This is a genomic window from Aeromonas sp. ASNIH2 (assembly GCF_002934795.1).
Lineage (GTDB): Bacteria > Pseudomonadota > Gammaproteobacteria > Enterobacterales > Aeromonadaceae > Aeromonas > Aeromonas caviae.
Map to the genome: position 1 here is coordinate 1,246,864 of NZ_CP026406.1, position 21,146 is coordinate 1,268,009.

Annotated in this window: 18 protein-coding genes, 1 pseudogene and 1 riboswitch; of the genes and pseudogenes, 11 read left to right on the top strand and 8 right to left on the bottom strand. The window is 62.9% G+C overall.

The annotated features are described in order from the left end of the window. Window positions 1–85: 85 nt before the first annotated feature. From C3F36_RS05670 to C3F36_RS05680, 3 genes are all read left to right on the top strand, one after another. Complete coding sequence (locus tag C3F36_RS05670; RefSeq protein WP_010673242.1) at window positions 86–331, top strand: YheU family protein; 246 nt, start codon at window positions 86–88, stop codon at window positions 329–331. 235 nt (window positions 332–566) lie between these two features. Further along, on the top strand, window positions 567–1,436 hold the full coding sequence (locus C3F36_RS05675; protein ID WP_010673241.1) for a phosphoribulokinase: 870 nt from the start codon (window positions 567–569) through the stop codon (window positions 1,434–1,436). A 16-nt stretch (window positions 1,437–1,452) separates the two neighbouring features. Continuing rightward, the gene (locus C3F36_RS05680) at window positions 1,453–1,986 is read left to right on the top strand and encodes a lipoprotein (protein WP_043152620.1); all 534 of its coding nucleotides are present in this window, start codon (window positions 1,453–1,455) and stop codon (window positions 1,984–1,986) included. Window positions 1,987–2,055: 69 nt separating this feature from the next. Here C3F36_RS05680 and C3F36_RS05685 read toward each other — a convergent pair whose 3' ends face one another. Continuing rightward, on the bottom strand, window positions 2,056–2,355 hold the full coding sequence (locus tag C3F36_RS05685; RefSeq protein ID WP_104454678.1) for a hypothetical protein: 300 nt from the start codon (window positions 2,353–2,355) through the stop codon (window positions 2,056–2,058). A gap of 48 nt (window positions 2,356–2,403) precedes the next feature. Beyond that, window positions 2,404–2,808 (bottom strand): OsmC family protein, encoded by a 405-nt coding sequence (locus tag C3F36_RS05690; protein ID WP_010673238.1) that lies wholly within the window; start codon window positions 2,806–2,808, stop codon window positions 2,404–2,406. A gap of 373 nt (window positions 2,809–3,181) precedes the next feature. Between C3F36_RS05690 and crp the strand changes: the two genes are divergently transcribed. Both crp and C3F36_RS05700 read left to right on the top strand, forming a co-directional pair. Further along, window positions 3,182–3,820: a cAMP-activated global transcriptional regulator CRP gene (gene crp, locus C3F36_RS05695; RefSeq protein WP_010673237.1), complete on the top strand. Its 639-nt coding sequence runs from the start codon at window positions 3,182–3,184 to the stop codon at window positions 3,818–3,820. Window positions 3,821–3,947: 127 nt separating this feature from the next. Continuing rightward, on the top strand, window positions 3,948–4,748 hold the full coding sequence (locus C3F36_RS05700) for a putative RNA methyltransferase (protein WP_104454679.1): 801 nt from the start codon (window positions 3,948–3,950) through the stop codon (window positions 4,746–4,748). A 140-nt stretch (window positions 4,749–4,888) separates the two neighbouring features. On the opposite strand, the pseudogene C3F36_RS05705 reads toward C3F36_RS05700, so the two are convergent. From C3F36_RS05705 to C3F36_RS05720, 4 genes and pseudogenes are all read right to left on the bottom strand, one after another. Continuing rightward, window positions 4,889–7,487 (bottom strand): annotated as a pseudogene (locus tag C3F36_RS05705) (glycosyl hydrolase family 18 protein). Between the two features lie 111 nt (window positions 7,488–7,598). Next, window positions 7,599–7,685, bottom strand: a riboswitch (cyclic di-GMP riboswitch). 201 nt (window positions 7,686–7,886) lie between these two features. After that, a complete protein-coding gene (locus C3F36_RS05710; protein ID WP_104454680.1) occupies window positions 7,887–11,348 on the bottom strand; it encodes a hybrid sensor histidine kinase/response regulator in 3,462 nt (1,153 codons plus the stop codon). A 63-nt stretch (window positions 11,349–11,411) separates the two neighbouring features. Next, window positions 11,412–12,554 (bottom strand): 3-phenylpropionate MFS transporter, encoded by a 1,143-nt coding sequence (locus tag C3F36_RS05715; protein ID WP_104454681.1) that lies wholly within the window; start codon window positions 12,552–12,554, stop codon window positions 11,412–11,414. 261 nt (window positions 12,555–12,815) lie between these two features. After that, window positions 12,816–14,909 carry a TonB-dependent hemoglobin/transferrin/lactoferrin family receptor gene (locus C3F36_RS05720; RefSeq protein WP_104454682.1) on the bottom strand — a complete coding sequence of 698 codons (2,094 nt, stop codon included), beginning with the start codon at window positions 14,907–14,909 and terminating at the stop codon, window positions 12,816–12,818. Between the two features lie 196 nt (window positions 14,910–15,105). Between C3F36_RS05720 and C3F36_RS05725 the strand changes: the two genes are divergently transcribed. From C3F36_RS05725 to C3F36_RS05735, 3 genes are read left to right on the top strand one after another with little or no spacing between them, the layout of a single operon-like run. Continuing rightward, window positions 15,106–16,074 carry a ChaN family lipoprotein gene (locus C3F36_RS05725; protein ID WP_104454683.1) on the top strand — a complete coding sequence of 323 codons (969 nt, stop codon included), beginning with the start codon at window positions 15,106–15,108 and terminating at the stop codon, window positions 16,072–16,074. 14 nt (window positions 16,075–16,088) lie between these two features. Further along, on the top strand, window positions 16,089–16,622 hold the full coding sequence (locus C3F36_RS05730) for a cysteine hydrolase family protein (RefSeq protein ID WP_104454684.1): 534 nt from the start codon (window positions 16,089–16,091) through the stop codon (window positions 16,620–16,622). Window positions 16,623–16,679: 57 nt separating this feature from the next. After that, window positions 16,680–17,087: a hypothetical protein gene (locus C3F36_RS05735; protein WP_010673229.1), complete on the top strand. Its 408-nt coding sequence runs from the start codon at window positions 16,680–16,682 to the stop codon at window positions 17,085–17,087. 64 nt (window positions 17,088–17,151) lie between these two features. Here C3F36_RS05735 and hutZ read toward each other — a convergent pair whose 3' ends face one another. Together hutZ and hutX are read right to left on the bottom strand one after the other, a co-directional pair. Then, window positions 17,152–17,709 carry a heme utilization protein HutZ gene (gene hutZ / locus C3F36_RS05740; protein WP_010673228.1) on the bottom strand — a complete coding sequence of 186 codons (558 nt, stop codon included), beginning with the start codon at window positions 17,707–17,709 and terminating at the stop codon, window positions 17,152–17,154. Further along, complete coding sequence (gene hutX / locus C3F36_RS05745) at window positions 17,706–18,218, bottom strand: heme utilization cystosolic carrier protein HutX (RefSeq protein ID WP_104454685.1); 513 nt, start codon at window positions 18,216–18,218, stop codon at window positions 17,706–17,708. Before hutX ends, hutZ begins: the two co-directional genes overlap by 4 nt. Window positions 18,219–18,385: 167 nt before the next feature. Between hutX and C3F36_RS05750 the strand changes: the two genes are divergently transcribed. Genes C3F36_RS05750 through C3F36_RS05760 form a run of 3 tightly spaced genes read left to right on the top strand, consistent with a single transcriptional unit; the run spans window position 18,386 to window position 21,066 of the window. Then, complete coding sequence (locus C3F36_RS05750; RefSeq protein ID WP_103260746.1) at window positions 18,386–19,231, top strand: heme/hemin ABC transporter substrate-binding protein; 846 nt, start codon at window positions 18,386–18,388, stop codon at window positions 19,229–19,231. Then, window positions 19,228–20,259: a FecCD family ABC transporter permease gene (locus tag C3F36_RS05755; RefSeq protein WP_039040072.1), complete on the top strand. Its 1,032-nt coding sequence runs from the start codon at window positions 19,228–19,230 to the stop codon at window positions 20,257–20,259. The genes C3F36_RS05750 and C3F36_RS05755 overlap by 4 nt, the downstream gene beginning before the upstream one ends. A gap of 15 nt (window positions 20,260–20,274) precedes the next feature. Further along, entirely contained in the window at window positions 20,275–21,066 is a 792-nt protein-coding gene (locus C3F36_RS05760; protein ID WP_042016790.1) for a heme ABC transporter ATP-binding protein, read from the top strand. The last annotated feature ends 80 nt before the right edge of the window (window positions 21,067–21,146 follow it).

The window sequence follows — 21,146 nt, forward strand, 5'->3', positions numbered from 1 at the left end:
CCCCTCGTCCAAAACGAGACAAATCCCTTGCGCTTGCCGACCAGACACCGACAATATCCGCAACCCACTGAGTGAAGATGAAATCATGATTATCCCCTGGCAAGAACTGGAGCCGGACACCCTCACCAACCTGCTCGAACACTTTGTGCTGCAAGAAGGCACCGAATACGGTGAACAGGATGTCAGCCTGACCGACAAGGTCGAAGCAGTCAGGCAACAATTGCTACAAGGTAGTGCCGTGCTTGTCTACAGCGAGCTGCACGAAAGTGTCAATGTCGTCCCAAAGACTCATTTAAGCAAGTCACCCACTGACGACTTCCCCCAAGCGTAACGCGGTCACGGCTTATCGGGCGGCTCACCCCGCCCTCCCCCTATCCAGCTCGCATCATCAGGCCGCATGACCAGTTCGCCACCCAGCAGCACCTATTCCAACGTACCCAGAGCACAGGGCAGCCCTCGTTCACCGCTATTGCCGGGAAACGTGGGGGCAGCGGGAGGATGACGGCGCACTTGACCGCACTTTGGGCCACCCCTTATAACGGAACTCCCAAGGAAGAGAGAATTCTATGTCCGCCAAGCATCCCATCATCGCGGTCACCGGTTCGTCCGGTGCCGGTACTTCCACCTCCACCAACGCCTTCCGCTCCATGTTCCACCAGCTTGGATACAAGGCGGCCGTGGTCGAGGGGGACAGTTTTCACCGCTACACCAGGCCCGAGATGGACGTGGCGATCCGCAAGGCCCGGGAGCAGGGGCGGCATATCAGCTACTTCGGCCCGGAGGCCAACGACTTCGGTCTGCTGGAGTCCTTTTTCCAGGAGTATGGCCAGAGCGGCACCGGCCAGTATCGGCGCTATCTGCACAGCTTCGACGAGGCGGTGCCTTTCAACCAGATGCCTGGCACCTTCACCCCCTGGCAGGATCTGCCCGGCGAGACGGATCTGCTGTTCTACGAAGGACTGCATGGCGGCGTGGTCACGGGGGAGCACAACGTGGCGCGGCACGTGGACTTTCTCATCGGCGTGGTGCCCATCGTCAACCTGGAGTGGATCCAGAAGCTCATTCGCGACACCTCGGAACGCGGCCACTCCCGCGAGGCGGTGACCGACTCCATCGTGCGTTCCATGGACGACTACATCAACTTCATCACGCCGCAGTTCTCCCGCACCCACATCAACTTCCAGCGGGTGCCGACCGTCGATACTTCCAACCCCTTCAGCGCCAAGGTGATACCCAGCCTGGACGAGAGTATGCTGGTGATCAGGTTTCGGGGCATCAAGCAGGTGGACTTCCCCTACCTGCTGTCGATGATAGACGGCGCCTTCATGTCCAGGATGAACACCATCGTCGTGCCGGGTGGCAAGATGGGCTTCGCAATGGAACTGATCCTGCGCCCCCTGATCCAGCAACTGATCGAAACGGGCAAGATCACCTGAGCCAAGGAGCTTAACGATGCGCGCTGCACTTCTCTCATTCACGCTGGCAACCCTGCTGGGGGGTTGCAGCTCCGGCCCCGCCGCACCGACGGTCGAAACGGGCACCATGGTGGTTCGCCCGGCGGAGCATTGGACCTACGGGGCGACACCACGCTATGCGCTGGCCGAACAATTCCAGTATGCGGGCAACAGCGCCGCGCCCTGGCTCGAACCGGTACAGCAGGCCGTCATCCGGCAACTGGACGGCAAAGGCTGGCGCAGCGTTCCCCTGGATGAGGCCGACGTCTGGGTCGCCATCGGGGTAGCTGGCAGCCAGGACATGAGCGATGGCGAGATCTTCTCCCGCCTCGGCATGACACCGGGCCTGAACGCCGCCGCCAATGCCCGCAAGGGGACCCTGGCCGTCGTGCTGCTCGACGGGCATAGCCAGAAAGCGGTGTGGAGCAGCGCCATCCAGCTCGCCAGCGACGTGCCTGTCGCAGAGGAAGCCCGTGGCCAGCTTAGCCAGCAACTGGCCGCCCAGTTGCTGGGCTCGCTACCGTCAGACTGATGTCTCTTTCAACAAAAACGGCCTGCTTCACGCAGGCCGTTTTCCATGCACGCCGTGACGGCATCAGGGTCACTTCAACTCGCAGGACAGCTGGGTCACACCGCTCTTGACCAGGGTGGCCTGCTTGTCCTGACGGGAGAAGGTAGTCACCCCGTCGGAATAGCTGGCAGTCTCTTTGGGCGACTCGATGCGCCCCAGCTTGTGATAGACGCCGGCATAAGGGAACTGCACCATGTCGGCCTGGGCATCATAGGTGATGGCCAGCAACTCTTCCCCGCACTGATACTGGCTGTATTGATACTGGGTCGGCTGCGGCATGCTGCAGGCGGTCAGACCGAACAGGGGAAGCAACATCATCATTTTTTTCATCGCACTTTCCTTATGTCATGGCGTTATCGACGGGACAAACTATAGCGGTCAACCCTCAAGAATTTGATAACTATGGGTAATTTCTACCGCTTTTTCCAACATCAGGGAAACTGAACAATATTTTTCCATGGACAGATCCACCGCACGGGCGACCTGCTTCTCCGCCAGACCCTTGCCGGTCACCACGAACTTGAGGTGGATCTGCTCAAATACCCGGGGAACGGTATCGGCGCGGGTCCCTTCCAGTTCGACATGGCAGGCGGTCACGGACTGACGGGCCTTCTCCAGGATGGAGACCACATCGATGGAGCTGCAACCGCCGACAGCCAGCAGGATCATCTCCATCGGGCTGGCACCTTCACCCGGGTTGGCGCCATCCAGGGTCACCTGATGACCGGACTCGCTCTCCCCCACAAACTTCATGCCTTCCACCCAGCTGACCTTGGCTTTCATCTCTCACTTTCCTCTCAATGACGACGGTTCTAACGCCCATAGCATACCTCAAGCCGGGGTCGAGTGGCACATGCGCCAGGATCTTGCCCGTTCCCGACGATAAAGCCCCGTTTTGCGGCGACAAGCCTCTCCTGCGAAACGGACGACGACCCAAAGGGAAATAGATCGAAATCAACATCCGACCTCCTCTTCTTGCCTAGAATGCCCCGGACGACGCAGCAGATGGCGGCTCACCGGTGGACGGCAAAACCCCAAAGCCTTGTCAGCACAGGCAAAGGCTCTTATTCTACTGCGACCAAAGAGTAAGGAATGGCAAGCTTGGCAACTTGCCTGGACGCACAGTCCATAAAAATGACACTACAGAGGAAGTCTCATGATCATTGGCAAACCGCAAAGCGATCCCACCCTTGAGTGGTTCTTGTCGCATTGCCACATTCATAAGTATCCCGCCAAGAGCACCCTGATCCACGCCGGTGAAAAAGCGGAAACCCTCTACTACATCGTCAAGGGCACCGTCGCCGTCCTGATCAAGGATGACGAAGGCAAGGAGATGATCCTCTCCTACCTGAATCAGGGGGATTTCCTGGGCGAGATGGGGATGTTCGAAGAGAACGAGAATCCGGAGCGTTCCGCCTGGGTGCGTGCCAAAGGCGCCTGTGAAGTCGCCGAGATCTCCTACAAGAAGTTCCGCCAGCTGATCCAGGTCAACCCGGACATCCTGATGCGTCTATCTGGTCAAATGGCCAAGCGCCTGCAGCACACCAGCCAGAAGGTCGGCAACCTCGCCTTCCTGGACGTGACCGGCCGCATTGCCCAGACCCTGCTCAACCTGGCCAAACAGCCGGATGCCATGACCCACCCGGATGGCATGCAGATCAAGATCACCCGCCAGGAGATCGGCCAGATTGTCGGCTGCTCCCGTGAAACCGTCGGCCGCATCCTCAAGATGTTGGAAGAGCAGGAGCTCATCTCCGCCCACGGCAAGACCATAGTGGTGTTTGGTACCCGCTGACCGGGTTCCGCCGACGGCGCCCGCACAGCGCCGTTGGATAAAAAGGCTGCCCATGGCAGCCTTTTCCGATCCTCTCCCCTATAATCCCGAACGCCCCGCCGTCATGGCCTTCGCCAAGAGAACTCCTATGCACCTTCAATGCCCCCTTTGCCGCAGCCCCCTGCACCTTCATGCCGCCTCCCGCGGGGTCTATTGCGACAACAAGCACCACTTCGATCCCGCACCAGAAGGCTATCTGGACCTCATCCCTGGCAAGAAGAACCCCAAGGACAGCGACAGCCGGGCCCTGCTGCGCGCCAAGCGTCGCTTCCTGGAACAAGGCCACCAACTGCCTCTGGTGGACGCCATGGCGAACCTGCTCGCTCCTCTTGGCGAGCGCGAGCTTGTCCACCTCGGCTGTGGCGAGGGGTACTACTGCCGCGCCCTGGCTGAGCGGCTGCCCGGCTGGCAGGTCGGCGGTTTCGATCTGGCCAAGAATGCCATCTTCGCCGCCAACAAGGCGCAACCGGAAGGCCAGTTCGTCATCGCCGACCCGGCGCGCGCCCCGCTGCTGCCTGGCACGGCCCAGGTGCTACTGGTCAACGACCTCAAGGTCAAGACGGAACTCCTGGTCAGCTGGCTGGCGCCGGGCGGCTATCTGCTCCACGTGCAGCCAGGCCCTCGCCATCAGTGGCAATTGCGCGTCAGCCTCAATCCGGTGAGCATGGAACATCCCCTGAGCTGGCCCGCCTTCACCGGGCTCGTCAGTGTTGCCCAGCAACGCGCCCAGTTCAGTACGGCGCTGGATCAGGGCCTGCGCGAGCACATTCTGGAGACCAGTCGCCTCGGCTGGCGTGCCAGCGGCGAGCAGCGCCACGCCTTCACCCTCCAGGGGCCCGACGCCCTCGAGCAGGATCTGCTGCTCAGCCTGTGGCAAAAACCGCTGTGAACCGGTGACATACCATGAAAAAAGGCCCTGACGGGCCTTTTTGACAAAGCGAGTGCGCCTTTTCCCTGACAGGGAAGAGACACCCAACCACGCAGCAAGACAAAAATGGGGCCCTCGGCCCCATTTTTCTTCACGGCAGATCAGTTGCAGCTCGCCGCGCCCTGATCGACCCAGACGGCGGCCTTGCCGGGCTCGTCGCCCTTGGTCCAGTACTGTGCCTCCCACTTGCGGCCATTGTGGTTGGTGAAATCACCGCCGTTGTAGGCCACCCCTGCATCCCATCCAAGCTGTACCTGACTTATCAGCTTCCACTGATCGGCGGTGCGGCTCGGCTCATTGCCCTGGGTCCAGTACTTGGCTTCCCACACCAGCTGGTTATGGCTCACCGTATTGGGGGAAACGTAGACGGTGCTGGCGTTCCAGGCCGGATGGTTGGCCGCATCCGGATCGGTCGCGTTGCAGCCGCCTCCGGTGCTGGCCGGCTTGACGGTCAGGCGGGTGGTGGCACTGGCATCCAGCGCCCCGTCGGTGACCACCAGGGTCAGGTCATAGGCGGTGTCGCTGGTGACGCTCGGGCCCGTGACCACCAGGGTCGCGCTGTTCTGACCGGTGGCGGTGAGACCCGCTGGCAGGCTCCACTGATAGCTCAGGGTGTCGCCGTTCGGATCGGAGGCGCTGGCCTGGATGCTCACCTGCTTGCCGGACTCGACGGTTGCGGTGGCCGGAACCGTCACCACGGGGGCCAGGTTCGGCTGCGGTGCCTTGTTGGTCACCACCACCTGATCCTTGGCGGTCAGGCCCTGATCGTCGGTCACGGTCAGCTCGAACACCAGGTTGATGTCGGCGCTGACGGCGTCCAGCACCACGCGGGCCCTGGCCTGGGTGGCATCGAGCAGGGTCGCCTGCGGGCCAGAGACCTGCTTCCAGCCGTAGGTCAGCACGCCGTTTTCCGGATCGTGGGAGGCGCTGCCATTGAGGGTCACCTCGGCCGGGCCCGTGGCGCTCAGATCGCTGCCGGCATTGGCCACCGGCGGCTTGTTGACCGGCGGCAGGCTACCCTCGCCGTGGCCCAGCCCCTCGTGCATGGCGTTGAGGATGTCGCCGTTGTCCGCGTCTATCTCCCAGGCGAACAGACCGCCGAGCTGGTTCGCCAGCACGTACTGCCCCTTGGCCTTGACCGAGCGGTCGTTGTCAAAGGTGATGAGGTCGCCACTGCCGGCCTTGAAGACATAGGGGGCCTCGGCCGCCTCGTCATAGCCCTGCACCCAGCCTGCGCCCATGCGGTTGTTGACGATGTCGCGGTAATCCACCACGCCATTTTCCCAGGTACCGCTCACAGGTCCGGTGGCGGTGCCGGTGAAGGGGTTACCGGCCTGGTAGCCACTCACCCCGGTCCAGCCGCGGCCGTACATGGCTGCACCGACCACTATCTTGCCCGGCGCCACCCCCTGACCCAGCAGCGCCTTGACGCCCTTGTCGGTGGTGTACTTGGTGGCCGGATCCCAGCTGGAGGCAAAGAGGTTGGTCTGGTGGGCCAGATTCTTCAGGTCGAAGGCGCCGCTGAAGTCGTAGCTCATCAGGAAGATGTGGTCCATGTACTGCTGGGCCACCTGATAATCCACCTTGGCAATCTTGTCGCCGCCGGCGCTGATGGCCGAGGTGAGCTCATACTGGCGACCGGTCTCGGCTTCCAGCTCGTCGAGCATGGCGCGCAGCTCCTGCATCAGCACCACATAGGTGGCGCCATCGTTCGAGCCGCCCAGGTTGGGGTTGGCCCCCTGGCCACCCGGGAACTCCCAGTCGATGTCCACGCCGTCGAAGAACTTCCAGGTCTGCAGGAACTCCTTGACCGAGGCGACGAAGGTATCGCGCTTGGTCTTGTCACCCAGGAAGTAGAAGGGATCGGAGAGGGTCCATCCCCCGACGGAGGGCAGAATTTTGAGGTCCGGACGGGCCTGCTTGAGCGCCATCAGGTTGCCGAAGTTGCCCTTGTAGGGCTCATCCCAGGCGCTGAGGTTGCCCTGGGACATCTGGATCGCCGCCCAGGGATCATGGATGGAGACCTTGAAGTCTTCGCGACCGGCGCAAGAACGCTGCAGGGCCTCGAAGCTGCCGGAGATCTCTTTCAGGCTGTCGTTGATGCCGTTACCGCCGCAGATGGGGGTGAAGCCGTAGAGGATGTGGGTCAGGTTCTGGGCCGGGATCTTGTCCACGGTGAACTTGCGACCATAGACACTCCACTCCACGTAGTAGGCCCCCACCACCTTGCCGGACTTGTTGGCATAGGGCTTGTTGTTCTCCTGGAGGGGTGCGTTAAGCGGCGCCAGGTGGCTGCCGTCGGTATCGGCGACCATCAGCTCCTTCTTGTCGGAGAGGGTGCAGCCATCGGCGTTGCACAGGGCCACCTGCATCTGGTAACGCCCCCCCCTTGGTGACCTTGAAGTTGGCAGTACCCGCGGCGGAGGCCGGGCCTGACCACACCTCCTTGCCGTCGAGCAGTACCTTGGCGGTCTGTCCGACGTCACCGGACCAGAGGTTCCAGGTCACGCTGATGGGAGCGCCATCCTTGTGGACGGTCACCAGCTGGTTGTAGGCCGAAGCGGCCTGATTGACTTCAACGATGGCAAACTTGGTGGGGCCGGAGCCAATGGTGGGTTTGCCCGGGGCAGCGGCGAAGGCGGAGGTAGTGCAAAGCCCCCCGACCAGAAGCGCCAGCAGGGAAAGTTTTGGACTTAACATATTTGAACTTCCTTATTTCGTTATTGGAATTAACAACGAAAAAGGCAACGCAACCTGCCAGGTAACGCAGACAACATCGCAACCATGGCTTGGCCCATGGACGATACAACCTGTGGTGGCCCCGCTATCCTAGGTACGCAGACCCTTAGACCGGAAGCTTTGCGTCCCGGACTTTCATCCGGTTTGCCTTTTTGCACAACTTGATTTGCGACAAAAATAATCGCCGAATGACTATAGAGGAGAGTCGCTCGGCCGCCACCTGCCAAAAGTGACACCCAACAAGACTCAATTATCACCAAGCTCGGCAAATGGCGACGAAAGAGGCGCCATCATCGGCGATCATGGCGCCTGGATGGCATCAAAAAAATGTTCAGCCAATGCTCGATTCTGTGAGACCAGTCACTGAACCGGCATCAGCAGGCTGTTCATCAGGGCGCGCAGCTTGAGAGGTTTGACCGGTTTGCTCACGTAGCCAAAGCCGTGCTCACGGATCTGTGCCTGCAACTCGCTCTTGCGATCCGCACTGATGATGATGCCGCCGATACCGTTGCCGTGGGCCAGCCTGATCATGTGCAGCGCCTGCAACCCGGTCTTGCCGTCATCCAGGTGATAGTCCGACAGCACCAGCGCAGGCAGGAAGCCGCCGCCGATGATCTCCTCCGCCTGCTCCAGGCTCTGGGCACAGCGCACCTCGCAGCCCCAGCGTCCCAGCAGCGAGGCCATGGCGATGAGGATATCCTCCTCGTTGTCGATGCAGAGGATCCTGACCCCTTCCAGCTGACTGTCTCGCAGGGCCGGGGTCGTCACCTGGCTGGGGATGACGGGCCGGGTCGCGAGGTTCAGGGTGATGGCAAAGACGGACCCCGCTCCGGGCCAGCTGCGCAGGGAGAGCTGATGACCCAGCACCAGCGAAATGCCGCGGGCGATGGCGAGCCCGAGGCCAAGCCCCTGCTCCCTGGCGGTGCGGGAGTGATCGAGGCGGGAAAACTCGTCGAAGATCGCCTCCTGCTTGCCCTCCGGGATGCCGGGGCCGTTGTCCCACACCTCGATGCGCACCTTCTCCCCCATGCGGCGACAGCCAAGCAGCACCCGACCGCCGGGGTTGTAGCGAAATGCGTTGGTGAGGAAGTTCTGCAACACCCGCCGCAGCAAGCGCACATCGCTGTAGACCGCAAGGCGGCTCTCCACCACGGAGAACTGGATCCCACCGGCCTGGGCCAGCACGCCGAATTCCGCCTTGAGATTGTCCAGCACATCGCTCAGGGCGAAATCGAGCTTCTTCGCCTTGAACTTGCCCGCCTCGAGGCGCGAGATGTCCAGCAGATCCGTGATGAGATCCTCGGTCGCCCCCAGGGCGTCGTCGATGTGACGAGCGATGCGGGCCGGTTCGTCCTCCGGGGGCAGCATCTCCAGCAAGGAGGAGGTAAAGAGCTTGGCCGCGTTCAGCGGCTGGGTCAGGTCGTGGCTCACCGCCGCAAGGAACCGGCTCTTGGACTGGTTGGCCCGCTCCACCTGCTGGTTTACCAGCAGCAGTTGGCGGTTGAGTTCGGAGAGCTCGTGGGTGCGCTCGGCCACCCGCGCCTCCAGGTGCTCGTTCGCTTCCCGCAGCACCCGCTCCGCCGCCCTGAACGGGGTGATATCGGTAAAGGTCATGACAAAGCCCCCCGCAGGCATGGGGTTGCCCTGCATCTCGATGACCCGGCCATCGGGACGCTCCCGCGCCGAGACATGGGGGCTGCCACGCTTCATGAAGGCAACCCGCCGCGCCACCTGGGCCTCGATGTCTCCCTGGCCGCACAGCCCCTGTCCGGCGTTGTAGCGGATGATCTCCTCGATGGAACGGCCCACCTGAATGAGACCGGGGGGATAGGAGAACAGCTCGATGTAGCGTCGGTTCCAGGCCACCAGCCTGAGCTCCCTGTCCACCACGGAGATCCCCTGGCCCATGTGTTCGATTGCCCCCTGCAACAGGCCGCGGTTGAAGCGGAACATGTCGGAGGCCTCGTCCACAATGGTGGCGATCTCCTCGAGCTGCATGTTGCGTCCCTGCAGGGCAGAGGCCAGCACCAGGCGGGCGGACGAGGTACCGAATACCCCGGCCAGCAGTCGCTCCGTGTGGGCGATGAGCTCGGCGGAGGCCTGCATCTGGGGCGCCAGGGTGCCTCCCCGCTCGCCGGCGAAGCGGCCGAAGGCCCGTTTGACGCGGCTGGAACCGACGAAGCGGGCCGCCAGCATCTCCAGCTCCTTCACCGAGACCCGCGCCTGATAGAGCGCCGAGGTATCCCGGCTCGTCTTGCCGACGAAGTTGGCTGCCTGCAGCCGCTCGCTCACCGCCGCCCGTGACAGCAGGGAGCCCGCCACATAGCCGGCGAGGTTGAGCAGAAGACTCAGGAAGAGGCACCAGGCCCCCAGGCTCAGATCCCGCACCGCTGGCCAGTCTGGGGGCGCCAGCAGGGCTTCGAGGGGGGAGCCTGCCAGCAGTCCGCTCTCCGCCAGCAGGGTCACGAACCAGAGGCTGACCCCGAGGGAGAGTCCGAGATAGACGCCCTTGCGATTGCCATGACGCCAGTACAGGCCGAGCAGCAGGGCCGGTGCGAACTGGGCCACGGCCCCGAACGAAAGATAACCGATGCGTGACAGACTGGTGAGATCCCCGAGCCAGAGATAGAGCGCCCAGGCCGCCAGCAAAATCAGCAAGATGGCGCCCCGACGCACCTGCAGCAGCAACCGCATCAGGCGTTCGTCCCGCCCCTGTTGCCAGACCCGGCGCAGCAGGACCGGCAACACCAGATCGTTGCTCACCATGATGGCCAGGGCGATGGTGCAGACGATCACCATGCCGGTGGCCGCCGAGGTGCCGCCGAGAAATGCCAGCATCGCCATGCCGTCGAATCCGAGGGACATGGGGAGGCTTATCACATAGGTGTCCGAGGCCATATCTGCCCCGACCCACTGCTTGCCTGCCAGCGCCAGCGGCCAGATGAAGAGCCCCATCAGGAAGAGATAGAGGGGGAAGATCCAGCGGGCCCAGTGCAGATCCTGCCCCTGGTTGTTCTCCACCACGGTCACGTGAAACTGGCGCGGCAGGCAGATGACGGCGCACATGGCGATCAGGGTGTAGATGGCGAGCTCCAGCAGACTGCCCGGCGTCACCGCCACCACCGCATCGAGGAAGTCGCCCGCCGCCAGAGTACGCGCCTCGCTCGGTCTGGCGATGATGAGCCAGAGCGCAAAGCCCCCCACCGCCATGAAGGCGAGCAGCTTGACCACGGACTCGAAGGCGATGGCCACCACCATGCCCCTGTGGTGCTCGGTGGCATCCAGGTTGCGGGTGCCGAATAGAATGCTGAACAGGGCCAGCAGCAGGGTGACCCCCAGCGCCAGCTCCGCCATGTTGCTGGTGGGACTGACCCCCGTGCTGTTGGCCATCAGCAGATCGAGCCCGGTGACGATCGCCTTGAGCTGTAGCACCAGATAGGGAAGTATCCCCATGACGGCGATGAGGCTGATCACCATGGCCAGGCGCTGGGACTTGCCATAACGGGCGGCAATGAAATCGGCGATGGAGGTGATGTGCTCGCGCTTGGCCACCAGGATGAGGCGGGCCAGCAGGCGCCAGCCAAACAGAAACACCAGCATGGGGCCCAGGTAGATGGGCACCGGCGACCAGGGGGATTCGCTGGCCTGGCCCACGGTGCCGAAGAAGGTCCAGGAGGTGCAATAGACCGCCAGGGACAGGCTGTAGAGCAGAGGCTGCCCCTTGGGGCGACGGCGCTTGTTCTTGTCCGCCACATAGGCGATGAGGAACAGCAAGCCCAGATAGGCGAGCGACAACCCGATCAGCAGCCATCCTTGGTGCATCTCTCTACTTCCCTTGTCCAGATAAGTCGGAGGCCTGCCGCGCCAGAGACCGGCAGACCTGTGTCATCGGCCCTGTTCAGGGCTCTCTTCACGCAGCCGCAACACGAAGACCGGCAGCACTACCAGCACCATGATAAAGAAGATGCCGCCTCCCAGCGGCTCGAACAGCACGCCGCAGATCGCCATCAGGGCCGCCACCGTCATGCCAAGGCCCAGGGCCGCATAGAGCGCCTGGGTGGGGATCTGCTGCTCCGCGGGCAACTGGCGGGTCATGAAGCGGATGGCGCCGAGGTGACTGACGCAGAAGGTGACCCCGTGCAGCAGCTGGCCGAGCACCAGCACCGCCAGGTCGGTAGAACTGCCGAGCAGCACCCAGCGCACTACGCAGCCAAGGGCCCCTACCAGAAACAGGGTCTGGGCGCCGAAGCGCTGGAGGAAGCGCTTGTCCGCGGCGAACATGGCGATCTCCGCCACTACTCCCAGAGCCCAGAGATACCCGATCAGGGTGCCGCTGTAGCCGGCGCTCTTCCAGTAGATGGCGCTGAAACCGTAGTAGGCCGCGTGGCTCCCCTGCAGCAGGGCGGTGATGAGCAGGAAGCGGCGCACCGGGGCCGACCTGAGCGTGACGAGCAGCGAGGCCTTGGCCCGCTCCCCTTGCAGCTCCTGGGGGGCGGGTCGCAGCGGCAGCAGGCTGAGCCCCAGCATGATCAGCAACCCGGCCACCATGGTGTGCAGCACCCAGTCGCTGCCAAAGTTGCCCACCAGGGCCCCCACCAGGGTGGAGGCGACGATAAAGGCAAAGGAGCCGCACAGCCGCACCTTGCCGTAGTCGAGGTGGGTCTGAACCACCATACGGGTGGCAAGCGCCTCTCCCATGGGCATCAGGGTCGGGTAGATGAAGTTGGCCGCCAGGGTCAGCACCACCAGCCACCAGAGGTTGTGGCCCAGATAGAAACCGAGGAAGGCCAGCAGACTCAGCAGACAGAGCAGCCGGGTGACGGGCAGCAACTGGCCGGCACCCTTGACTCGCCCCATCACCATCAGGTTGCCGGCAAAACGGATGGCCATGCCCACCCCCAGCAACAGCCCTATCTGTTCAGTCCTCACCCCGATGCCTTCCAGCCAGAGCGACCAGAACGGCAGATAGGCGCCATAAACGAAGTAGAAGGCACCAAAAAACAGGGCTAACCAGGAGAACGCGGGCATAGAGGCTCGGGCTGCATGACAAGGGGCACAAATGATAACCGATTTCGGGGCGGGGATCCCCAGGCGGCATGACAGATAAAAACCATAAATATCAATAAAGTTGAACCTTTGTCACATCCCCCTGTCTATTGGGTAACACCGCTTCCTGATGAGTGTTGCAATCCTTCCACCCGCCCCTGGCGGGTTTCTTTTTTGCAGACGCCGACCTTCATGACAAAAGGGGCCCAAGGTCCCCTTTTCCTTCATGCTGGTCGACGACCATCAGAACACGTACTTGACCCGTGCACTGAGGTTGCGGCCAGGCTCGGTCTGCTTGCTGGTATCTGCGGTGGCGGCAAGGCCGGTGATGCTCTCGTAGCTCACGTACTCCTTGTCAAACAGGTTGAACACCCCCACGTTGAGCTGCAGGTCCTGCACCGGCTTGAACTGGGCATAGAGATCCACCACGCCCCAGCCTGCGCTCTTGATGTTGTCGTTGCCTCGCGCATCCTTGCCCACCTTGTCCATGTCGTCGGCAAAGCGCAATGCGGTGTTGATGTTCCAGTTCGGCTGCTCCAGACGCACCCCGACGCTGCCGTTCAGGGGGCTCAGGCTGTTGATGTAGTTGCCCTCGCCATCCTTGCCCTCGATGTAGGCCAGGTTGCCCCAGACGTTGACCAGCTCGTTCAACCAGTAATCCGCCTTGGCCTCGGCCCCCTTGGTGGTCGCCTTGTCCAGGTTCTGGTACTGATAGAGGGCGGTACGGCCTTCGGTGCCCACGGCCGTCAGCTCGATGAAGTCGTCGAACTTGTTGTAGAAGGTGGCCACTTCATAGCTGAACCCGCCACGGCTGCCGCGCACCCCCAGATCGATGCCGTCGCTGCTCTCTGGCTTGAGGTTCGGGTTGGGCTCGATGCGATAGCCATACGCCTGGTGGTTCAGGGTGGAGAAGGCGTTGTCATACATGGGCGCCTTGAAGCCGTGGCTGTACTGGGCGAACAGGTTCGCCGCCTCGTGCGCCTTGAATACCAGCCCCAGCTTGGGAGAGAACTCCCCTTCGGAGATCTTCTTCATGTTCTCGCCGGTGTAGGCGGGATCCTCGTCCGGGGTCATCTTGTAGTAGTCGTAACGCACGCCCGGGGTCAGCACCCAACGCTCGCCGAACTTGATCTCGTCAAAGGCCCAGAGCGCACTGCGCTCGCTGGTGGTGGAGGGGAAGCTCAGCTCGTTGTAGCCGACGAAGTCACCCGGAACGGTCGGCCCCTTGAAGCGGGTGCGCTCGTTGTCGGTGTGCTCGTATTCCAGGCCCCAGGCCAGACGCTGGCTGGCGAGCGCCTTGTTGAACTTCACCTGGGCGCCCAGGCTCTCCTGCTCGAAACCGTTGTGATCTAGGGAGTTCTTGGTCACATAGGGGTTGCCCGGCATGACCGGATACTTGGACGAAGCGTACTGATCCAGGGTCTGCTTGGCGCGGCTGTAGTAGATCTTGCTGTCCACGCGATCCGCCCAGGGGGCGTTCAGGGCGAGGCCATGATCCAGTACCAGGGAGAGGTTGTCGGTCTCCTTGTCGGTAATGGGCTGGTTGAAGACGGAGCCCGCCTTGGTCAGATCGATGGCATCCGGATCCTGCCCCTCGGTGAAGTAATCCACCGTCAGTTTCAGGAACTGATCATCGGAGAGATTCCACTTGCTCTTGAACAGCACGGCCTGGCTGACGATGTCGAACTCGTTCTTGTCGCCGTCATAATTCTGGGTGACACCGCCATCGCGCCAGGTGTAGCGCAGCAGGTTCTCGACATCCCCGGTGCGCAGCGCACCCGTGATGCCGGCCATTCTCTGGTGGCTGCTGGAGGCATAACCCGTGGTCGCATCCAGATAGCTGTCGCTGCCCTTGAGGAAGTCGCCAGCATCCTTGGTAGTGATGGCAATGACGCCTCCCAGGGCATCGGAACCGTAAGCGGCGGAGGCCGGCCCTTTGGCCACTTCCACCTGCTTAATCATGTCGGTGTCGAAGTAGGTCTGACCCACGCCGCCGTTCTTGTAGGCATCGTTCTGGCGCACACCGTCCTGCACCACCTTGACCCGGTTTTCGCTCATGCCGCGAATGGTGAAGGTCTGGGCATCTCCTGCGCCTCCCTGCACGCTCACCCCGGGCTCATAGCGGAACAGATCGGCGACGTTGCTGACGACCTGCTCTTCAATCTGCTCCGAGGTAATGACGGCGATGGGACCGGAAACATCTTCCAGCTTCTGTTCCATCCGGGAGCCGCTGACGACCATGACTTCATCGGCTTTCTTGTCTGCGGCGAAAGTGGGGGAGATCAGCCCGGCCGCCACGGCGAGGGCTATCAGGGGGGGGGTGTTGTTGTGCGCCACTGCAAAGTCCTTATTGAGAATTATTATCAAGCGGGAGGCATATTACCCCGCCAGAGACAAAGATCAATAATAAAGTGAATCATTCTCATTTCACTTCATCGTCATTCCCCCTTACACTGGCGCCACTTTTTCGCTCGCCATGCCGCCATCCCATGGTGCAGCCTTTTCCCATCCCCTGTTTCTTGAGTGAGTAACCATGATCCGACGACTCCCCCTGCTCGCCCTGCCCCTGCTGCTGGCCGCCTGCACCACCACGCCGCAGAACACCCCACCCGAGACCCTCTATCACGCACGGCTCGATACGGCCCAGGGGCAGGCGCTGACCTTCGAGCAGGCGGTGGCGCGGGTGGCGGATGCCGATATCGTGCTGGTGGGGGAGCTTCACACTCATCCAGCCATCCATCTGTTGCAGGCCCGTCTGCTGGCAGGGCTTGACGAGATATCGCAAGCCGATGGCCGGGCCCTGGTACTCTCCATGGAGCAGTTCAGCCGCGCCGATCAGCCGGTGCTGGATGCCTACCTGGCCGGACGCATCGGCGAATCGGCCCTCATTCGAGATGGCCATGCCTGGCCCAACTACCAGAGTGATTACCGCCCTCTGGTGGAGTTCGCCAAGGCGCAACACCTGCCAGTGATCGCCGCCAATGCCCCCAAACCCCTGGTGAGCTGCGTCGGTCAGGAGGGACCGGCCTGGCTCGACAAACTGCCGGCCAATCGCCGCAGCCAGCTTGCCCGCGAGCTGACTCTGGGGGATGACGGCTACCGCCAGAAGTTCATGGCCTCCATGCACCATGGGGATGCGGACGGCAATGCCCGTCGCTTCGCCGCCCAGACCAGCTGGGACGACACCATGGCCGAAAGCATGGTGGATTATCTGGGCAAGCATCCCGGCAGGCGCATCATGCATATCGCAGGCAACTTCCACGTGGAGGGGGGACTCGGGATCGCCAGTCGCATCGCCAGCCGCAATCCGGCACTCAAGGTGGCGCTCATCGTGCCGCAAACCGGTGACGAGACAGCCCCCGGGAGAGACGCAGATGTCAGGGTCCACATCGCTCCCCTGCCGGAACGCTGGCTAAATGCAAAGGAAATGAAGCAAGATATGGGCGCACTGCATCAATCCCGAAGCCGTGACTGCAGCCAATGGTTGCAACCCTCAAAATAGCCCAAGGATTTCATATGGATGAGTTACTCGTCATCGACATGCAACAGGGGTTGTTCGATAACCCCCGCCATCAGGATGCCCAGGTCATCGCCAACATCAATCGTCTGGCCGATCGCGTGCGGGGCCAACACGGACGGGTCATCTATGTGCAACACGACGAACCGGGTTCCGAGCTGGAACCTGGCAGTGCGGGCTGGCAACTGCACGCCGATCTTGCCCCGTCTCCCCACGACAGCCGGGTGCGCAAGACCGCCTGTGACAGCTTCCTCGACACCGAGCTCGGCTTCCTGCTGGCAGAGCAGTCGGTAGACAGACTGCTTATCTGCGGCTGTGCCACCGACTTTTGCGTCGATACCACGTTGCGCAGCGCCGCCGCCAGGGGCTTTGACGCCTTTGCGGTGACCGACGCCCATACCACGGCGGACAGGCCGCACCTGAGTGCGGAGCAGATCATCCAGCACCACCACTTCATGTGGCAGCATCTGAGCCTGCCTCAAGGCAGAAGCGTGACCCTGCTCACGACGGATGAGCTGCTGGCCACCATTTAACCCGAGCGGGCGTGTTAAGCTGCCCGTCCTGATGTGAACACCCGATTGGAGTCTTGTGTGCGTCTACTCTCTGCCGTTGCCCTCACGCTGCTGTTACCGGCGCTCACCGCCTGCTCCGGATTGCCGGGGGCAGCACCCGATGGCCCGGCCCCCCTGTTCCACACCCATATCAGCGACGACGGGAGCAAGCGCTTCACCTTCGAGGCCGCCCCTCTCGACGTCCTGCCAACCCGGTTGCAGGAGGGAGATGACAACCGGCTGAGCCGCCGCGACAAGAGCCTGCTGGAACGCCGGGAAGCCCTGCAGGACGAGCAGCTCACCCAGATGCTGGCCACGCGCAAGTATTGCCGAAGCGGCTATATCGTCCTCAGCCAGACCTCCTGGAAGATCCGCGGGGAATGCAACGAAAGCGCCAGCCAGGCCGATCGCGATGCCTTCCCCAACCAGGCAGGCTGGCAGGAGTAACCCGGGACATAACAACAAAACGGGCAGCCCATGCTGCCCGTTTCTCATCTCGCTGATTGTCCCCTCAAACGGGTTCATCCGCCGGGCTGGTCAGCTCGGCGCCGTTGTCGATGCGTTTGTGCCCTTCCACCAGGTGAACGAAGTCCACCAGCTCGTCGCCGGAGACACGGAACGCCTGACCGAATCCCTTGACGAACAGCCCCTGCTCGGGCTTGAGCCTAAACAGCACGAAGTCCTTGAGGTTGGAGAGCCCTTTGACTATCTCGCCGAAGCGCCCTTCCAGCGCCGCAACGGCCTTCTCCCAGCGTGCGTCGTCGCGGGCCACCACCTCGGCGACCGCATCGAAGGTCAGACGCTTGCGGGCAAACAGCTCGCGGGCACCGGTTTCGTCCTCGATCAGCATCAGCGATACCTTGGGCACCTGTTGCAGGTTGCGGGCGTGGCGAGCTATCTCGGAGATGAGCACATAGTATCCATCTTCCTGCAGCACGAAGGGGGCATAGCTGGCATTGGGGTTGCCTTCGCCATCCACAGTGGCGAGCTGCAGGGTACGGCAACCGTCGCGGAACTCGCGGATCTCCGGTTGCAGGCGGTTTTGCAGGCGCTCCTGACGTTCACTCATGCTTTCACTTCCTCTTGATACTGACGGCGCAGGGCCATGAAACGCTCCACCTGCTCAGGCAGCAGTTGACGCTGCTCGTCCCGGCCCAGGTAGATCTTGAAAATGCAGCGGCCACTGTGGCCGAAGAACTGGAAGGAGTGCCCTTCCTTGCCCATGAAGAGCTTGCTGACCAGGGCGATGCCCGCCACGTTGTCGAGCTTGAGGTGGCCGTGCAGTTCGCCGTCCCGCCCCATCAGGTTGTAGTAGCCGCGCGCGTTCTTGCCCTTGGGGAAGGGAGCCTTCACCTCGAAGATGGAGCCATCGGATTCGACGATGGTGGTCACCAGCCCCCAGCTGGACAGGTCCGCCAGCAGGGCTTCGGCCTCCCCGGCCGGCACTGGCGTCATCAGGGCGGCAGGCAGATGGCGTACCACCTCCCACTCGCTGACGGCCAGCTCGGTGGCGAGGGTGGACGGGTGGGCGCTCGGGTCTTGCTCCAGCAGCGCGTGAATGCGTTGTGCAATGCTCATCGGTTCTCCCTGGATGATCTGGCGATGGTGCTCGGTGTCGCGGCGGATACTGTAATAAAGCGCCCCAAGTAACGCAATTGATAATCGCTTTCATTCTCAGTGCATTTTGATGGACGACTTGATATTCTCGGCGGCAACCCTATTTCATTCACCCTTCGGAGGTTCGCATGGGCCGTCGTTTTGCCCTCGCATTCAGCCTGCTCGGCTGTGCCCTTTCCCTCTCTTCCCCATCCGTCATGGCGGGGGAGCGTATCGTCAGCATAGGCCCGGCCACCACGGAACTCATCCTGGCACTGGGGGGCGAGCAGAGCCTGGTCGCCACCGATGTCAGCAGTCCGGAGCCCAGAGGCGTGCCCAAGGTCGGCTATCACCGTGCCCTCGCCGCCGAAGGGATCCTGAGTCTCTCTCCGACCCTGGTGGTCGGCAGCGACGAGATGGGCCCGAACAGCACGCTTGATCAGTTGCGCCGTGCCAACGTCAAGGTCGAGGTCATGGCCACAGCCCCTACGCTGGCCAACCTCAACGAGCGTATCGACACCCTGGCCCATCTCCTGGGTGACCAGGCGGCAGGGAGCAAGCTCAAGGAGGAGATTGCCGCCCAGAGCGACACCCTGGCGGCGCAGGCGAAGCAGAACAAGCCCCTCAAGGTCGCCTTCCTGCTGCTGCACAAGGGTCAGCCCACCAGCATCGCCGGTGGCAACACCACCGCCAGCGCCCTCGTCACCCTGGCGGGCGGCGTCAATCCGGTGGCTGGGCTCCACGACTACAAGCCCGTCTCCACCGAATCCCTCATCGAGCTGCAACCTGATCTGGTGCTGGTGAGCGGCCGCGACTGGCAGCAGTATCAGGATCCCGACGCCGTCCTGAGTCAGGTGCCCGCCCTGTCAGCCACCCCGGCAGGCAAGAACAAGGCTATCCACGCCATCGACGGACATGCCCTGCAAGGGGGCCTCAGCCTTCGTTCCCTGCAACAGGCGAACCAGATCGCCCAGTGGATCAAGCAGGGTTCCTGATGCGCCTGCCTCTGCCCTGGCTGCTCGCCCTGACCGGCTGCGCGCTGGCGTTGCTGCTGGTCGGGTCCCTCGCGACCGGCCCCATGTCCCTCTCCCTTGGTGAGAGCCTGCGCGCCCTGTTTGCCGGACCACAGAGCGGGATTGAGGCTCACAAATTATTGATCGTGCAGGAGATCCGTCTGCCACGAACCCTGCTCTGCATCGCCGTGGGGGGCATTCTCGGCCTCTGCGGCGCCGTGATGCAGGGACTGTTTCGCAACCCCCTGGCAGACCCCGGCATCATAGGGGTGTCGGGTGGCGCGGCACTCGGCGCGGCCCTGGCCATCGTGCTGCTCGCCCCGCTGGGCTCGCACCTGCAGAGCCTGCTCGGCCTGGGGTTGCTGCCCCTGCTCGCCTTTCTCGGCGGAGCCCTCACCACCACCCTCGTCTATCTGCTGGGTACCCGGGAAGGGGGCACCTCGGTCACCGTGATGCTGCTGGCCGGGGTGGCCATCACGGCGCTCTCCGGCGCCGTCATCGGACTGCTCACCTATCTCGCGGACGATCAGATGCTGCGCAACCTGAGCCTGTGGCAGATGGGCTCCCTGGCGGCAGGCAAGCCGGTCGATGTGACGCTGGCGCTGCTGACCCTGGCCGCCCTACTGCTGTTGTTCATGCGCGATGCCAATCCCCTCAACGCCCTGCTGCTGGGAGAGGGAGAGGCACGGCATCTGGGGGTGAACGTGCAGACGCTGAAGCGTCGCCTCATCCTGCTCACCGCTGCCGGTGTCGGCGTGGCGGTGGCCGTGGCGGGCATGATCGGCTTTGTCGGCCTGGTGGTTCCCCATCTGGTACGGCTGCTGGCCGGTCCCAACCATGTCCGCCTGCTCCCGCTGTCTGCCCTACTGGGGGCTGGCCTGCTGCTGGGGGCCGACATGCTGGCACGCACCCTGCTCGCACCGGCCGAGCTGCCCGTCGGCATCATCACCGCCCTGCTGGGGGCCCCCTTCTTCATCTGGCTCTTGGTCAAGAGCCGCCGAACCCTGTAACAGGAGATCGTCACTTTGCCCGGATCCCCCTCCCCCCTGCTCAGTTGCCGGGGTCTTCGCCTCAGTCGTGGCAACCGGCTTATCCTGGACAGCCTGGATCTCGACCTGCATGCCGGCAGCCTGACCGCCCTGCTCGGTCCCAACGGGGCGGGCAAAAGCTCACTGCTCAAGTGCCTGACCGGCGAGCTGGAACATGAAGGGGAGATCCACCTGTTCGGCCAGACCCGCAGGGGGTGGGCCGACAACGCTCTGGCACACCGGGTCGGTGTGCTGCCGCAAAGCTCCTCCTTGAGCTTCCCCTTCCTGTGCGAAGAGGTGGTGGCCATGGGCCGGCTGCCCCACAGCGAGCCTGCCAGCCGGCGCGACGAGATAGTCCGCGCCGCCATGACCCACGCCGGGGTCGACCATCTGGCAAACCGCCTCTATCCCGGCCTCTCCGGCGGGGAGCGTCAACGGGTGCAGTTCGCCCGGGTGCTGGCCCAGATCTGGCAGGCCCCGGAGGAACCGCAGCAAGCGCGGCTGCTGCTGCTGGACGAGCCCACCTCTGCGCTGGATCTCAAATACCAGCACCAGTTGCTCGCCATGGCCCGAGCACTGGCCGGTCGCAATACCGCCGTGCTGGTGGTGTTGCACGATCTCAATCTGGCAGCCCGCTACGCCGATAGGCTGGTGATGCTGGAGCAGGGCAGGCTGATGGCTGACGGCAGCGCAGGCGAGGTGCTGACCCCAGCGCTCATCGCGCGCCTCTACGACTACCCCGCACAGGTGATCCACCACCCCGAGAGCGGCGTCCCCATGGTGGTGTGACACCCAAGGGCAGATAGCAACAGAGCGCCATCAGGCGCTCTGTCTTTTTGCGGTATCCAGCCCTGGGCTGACCTGCAGGG

Excerpts from the sequence above, each read along its gene's own strand:
- C3F36_RS05670 (WP_010673242.1), top strand. The coding sequence starts at position 86 with ATGATTATCCCCTGGCAAGAACTGGAGCCGGACACCCTCACCAACCTG.
- C3F36_RS05675 (WP_010673241.1), top strand. The coding sequence starts at position 567 with ATGTCCGCCAAGCATCCCATCATCGCGGTCACCGGTTCGTCCGGTGCC.
- C3F36_RS05680 (WP_043152620.1), top strand. The coding sequence starts at position 1,453 with ATGCGCGCTGCACTTCTCTCATTCACGCTGGCAACCCTGCTGGGGGGT.
- C3F36_RS05685 (WP_104454678.1), bottom strand. The coding sequence starts at position 2,355 with ATGAAAAAAATGATGATGTTGCTTCCCCTGTTCGGTCTGACCGCCTGC.
- C3F36_RS05690 (WP_010673238.1), bottom strand. The coding sequence starts at position 2,808 with ATGAAAGCCAAGGTCAGCTGGGTGGAAGGCATGAAGTTTGTGGGGGAG.
- crp (WP_010673237.1), top strand. The coding sequence starts at position 3,182 with ATGATCATTGGCAAACCGCAAAGCGATCCCACCCTTGAGTGGTTCTTG.
- C3F36_RS05700 (WP_104454679.1), top strand. The coding sequence starts at position 3,948 with ATGCACCTTCAATGCCCCCTTTGCCGCAGCCCCCTGCACCTTCATGCC.
- C3F36_RS05710 (WP_104454680.1), bottom strand. The coding sequence starts at position 11,348 with ATGCACCAAGGATGGCTGCTGATCGGGTTGTCGCTCGCCTATCTGGGC.
- C3F36_RS05715 (WP_104454681.1), bottom strand. The coding sequence starts at position 12,554 with ATGCCCGCGTTCTCCTGGTTAGCCCTGTTTTTTGGTGCCTTCTACTTC.
- C3F36_RS05725 (WP_104454683.1), top strand. The coding sequence starts at position 15,106 with ATGATCCGACGACTCCCCCTGCTCGCCCTGCCCCTGCTGCTGGCCGCC.
- C3F36_RS05730 (WP_104454684.1), top strand. The coding sequence starts at position 16,089 with ATGGATGAGTTACTCGTCATCGACATGCAACAGGGGTTGTTCGATAAC.
- hutZ (WP_010673228.1), bottom strand. The coding sequence starts at position 17,709 with ATGAGTGAACGTCAGGAGCGCCTGCAAAACCGCCTGCAACCGGAGATC.
- hutX (WP_104454685.1), bottom strand. The coding sequence starts at position 18,218 with ATGAGCATTGCACAACGCATTCACGCGCTGCTGGAGCAAGACCCGAGC.
- C3F36_RS05750 (WP_103260746.1), top strand. The coding sequence starts at position 18,386 with ATGGGCCGTCGTTTTGCCCTCGCATTCAGCCTGCTCGGCTGTGCCCTT.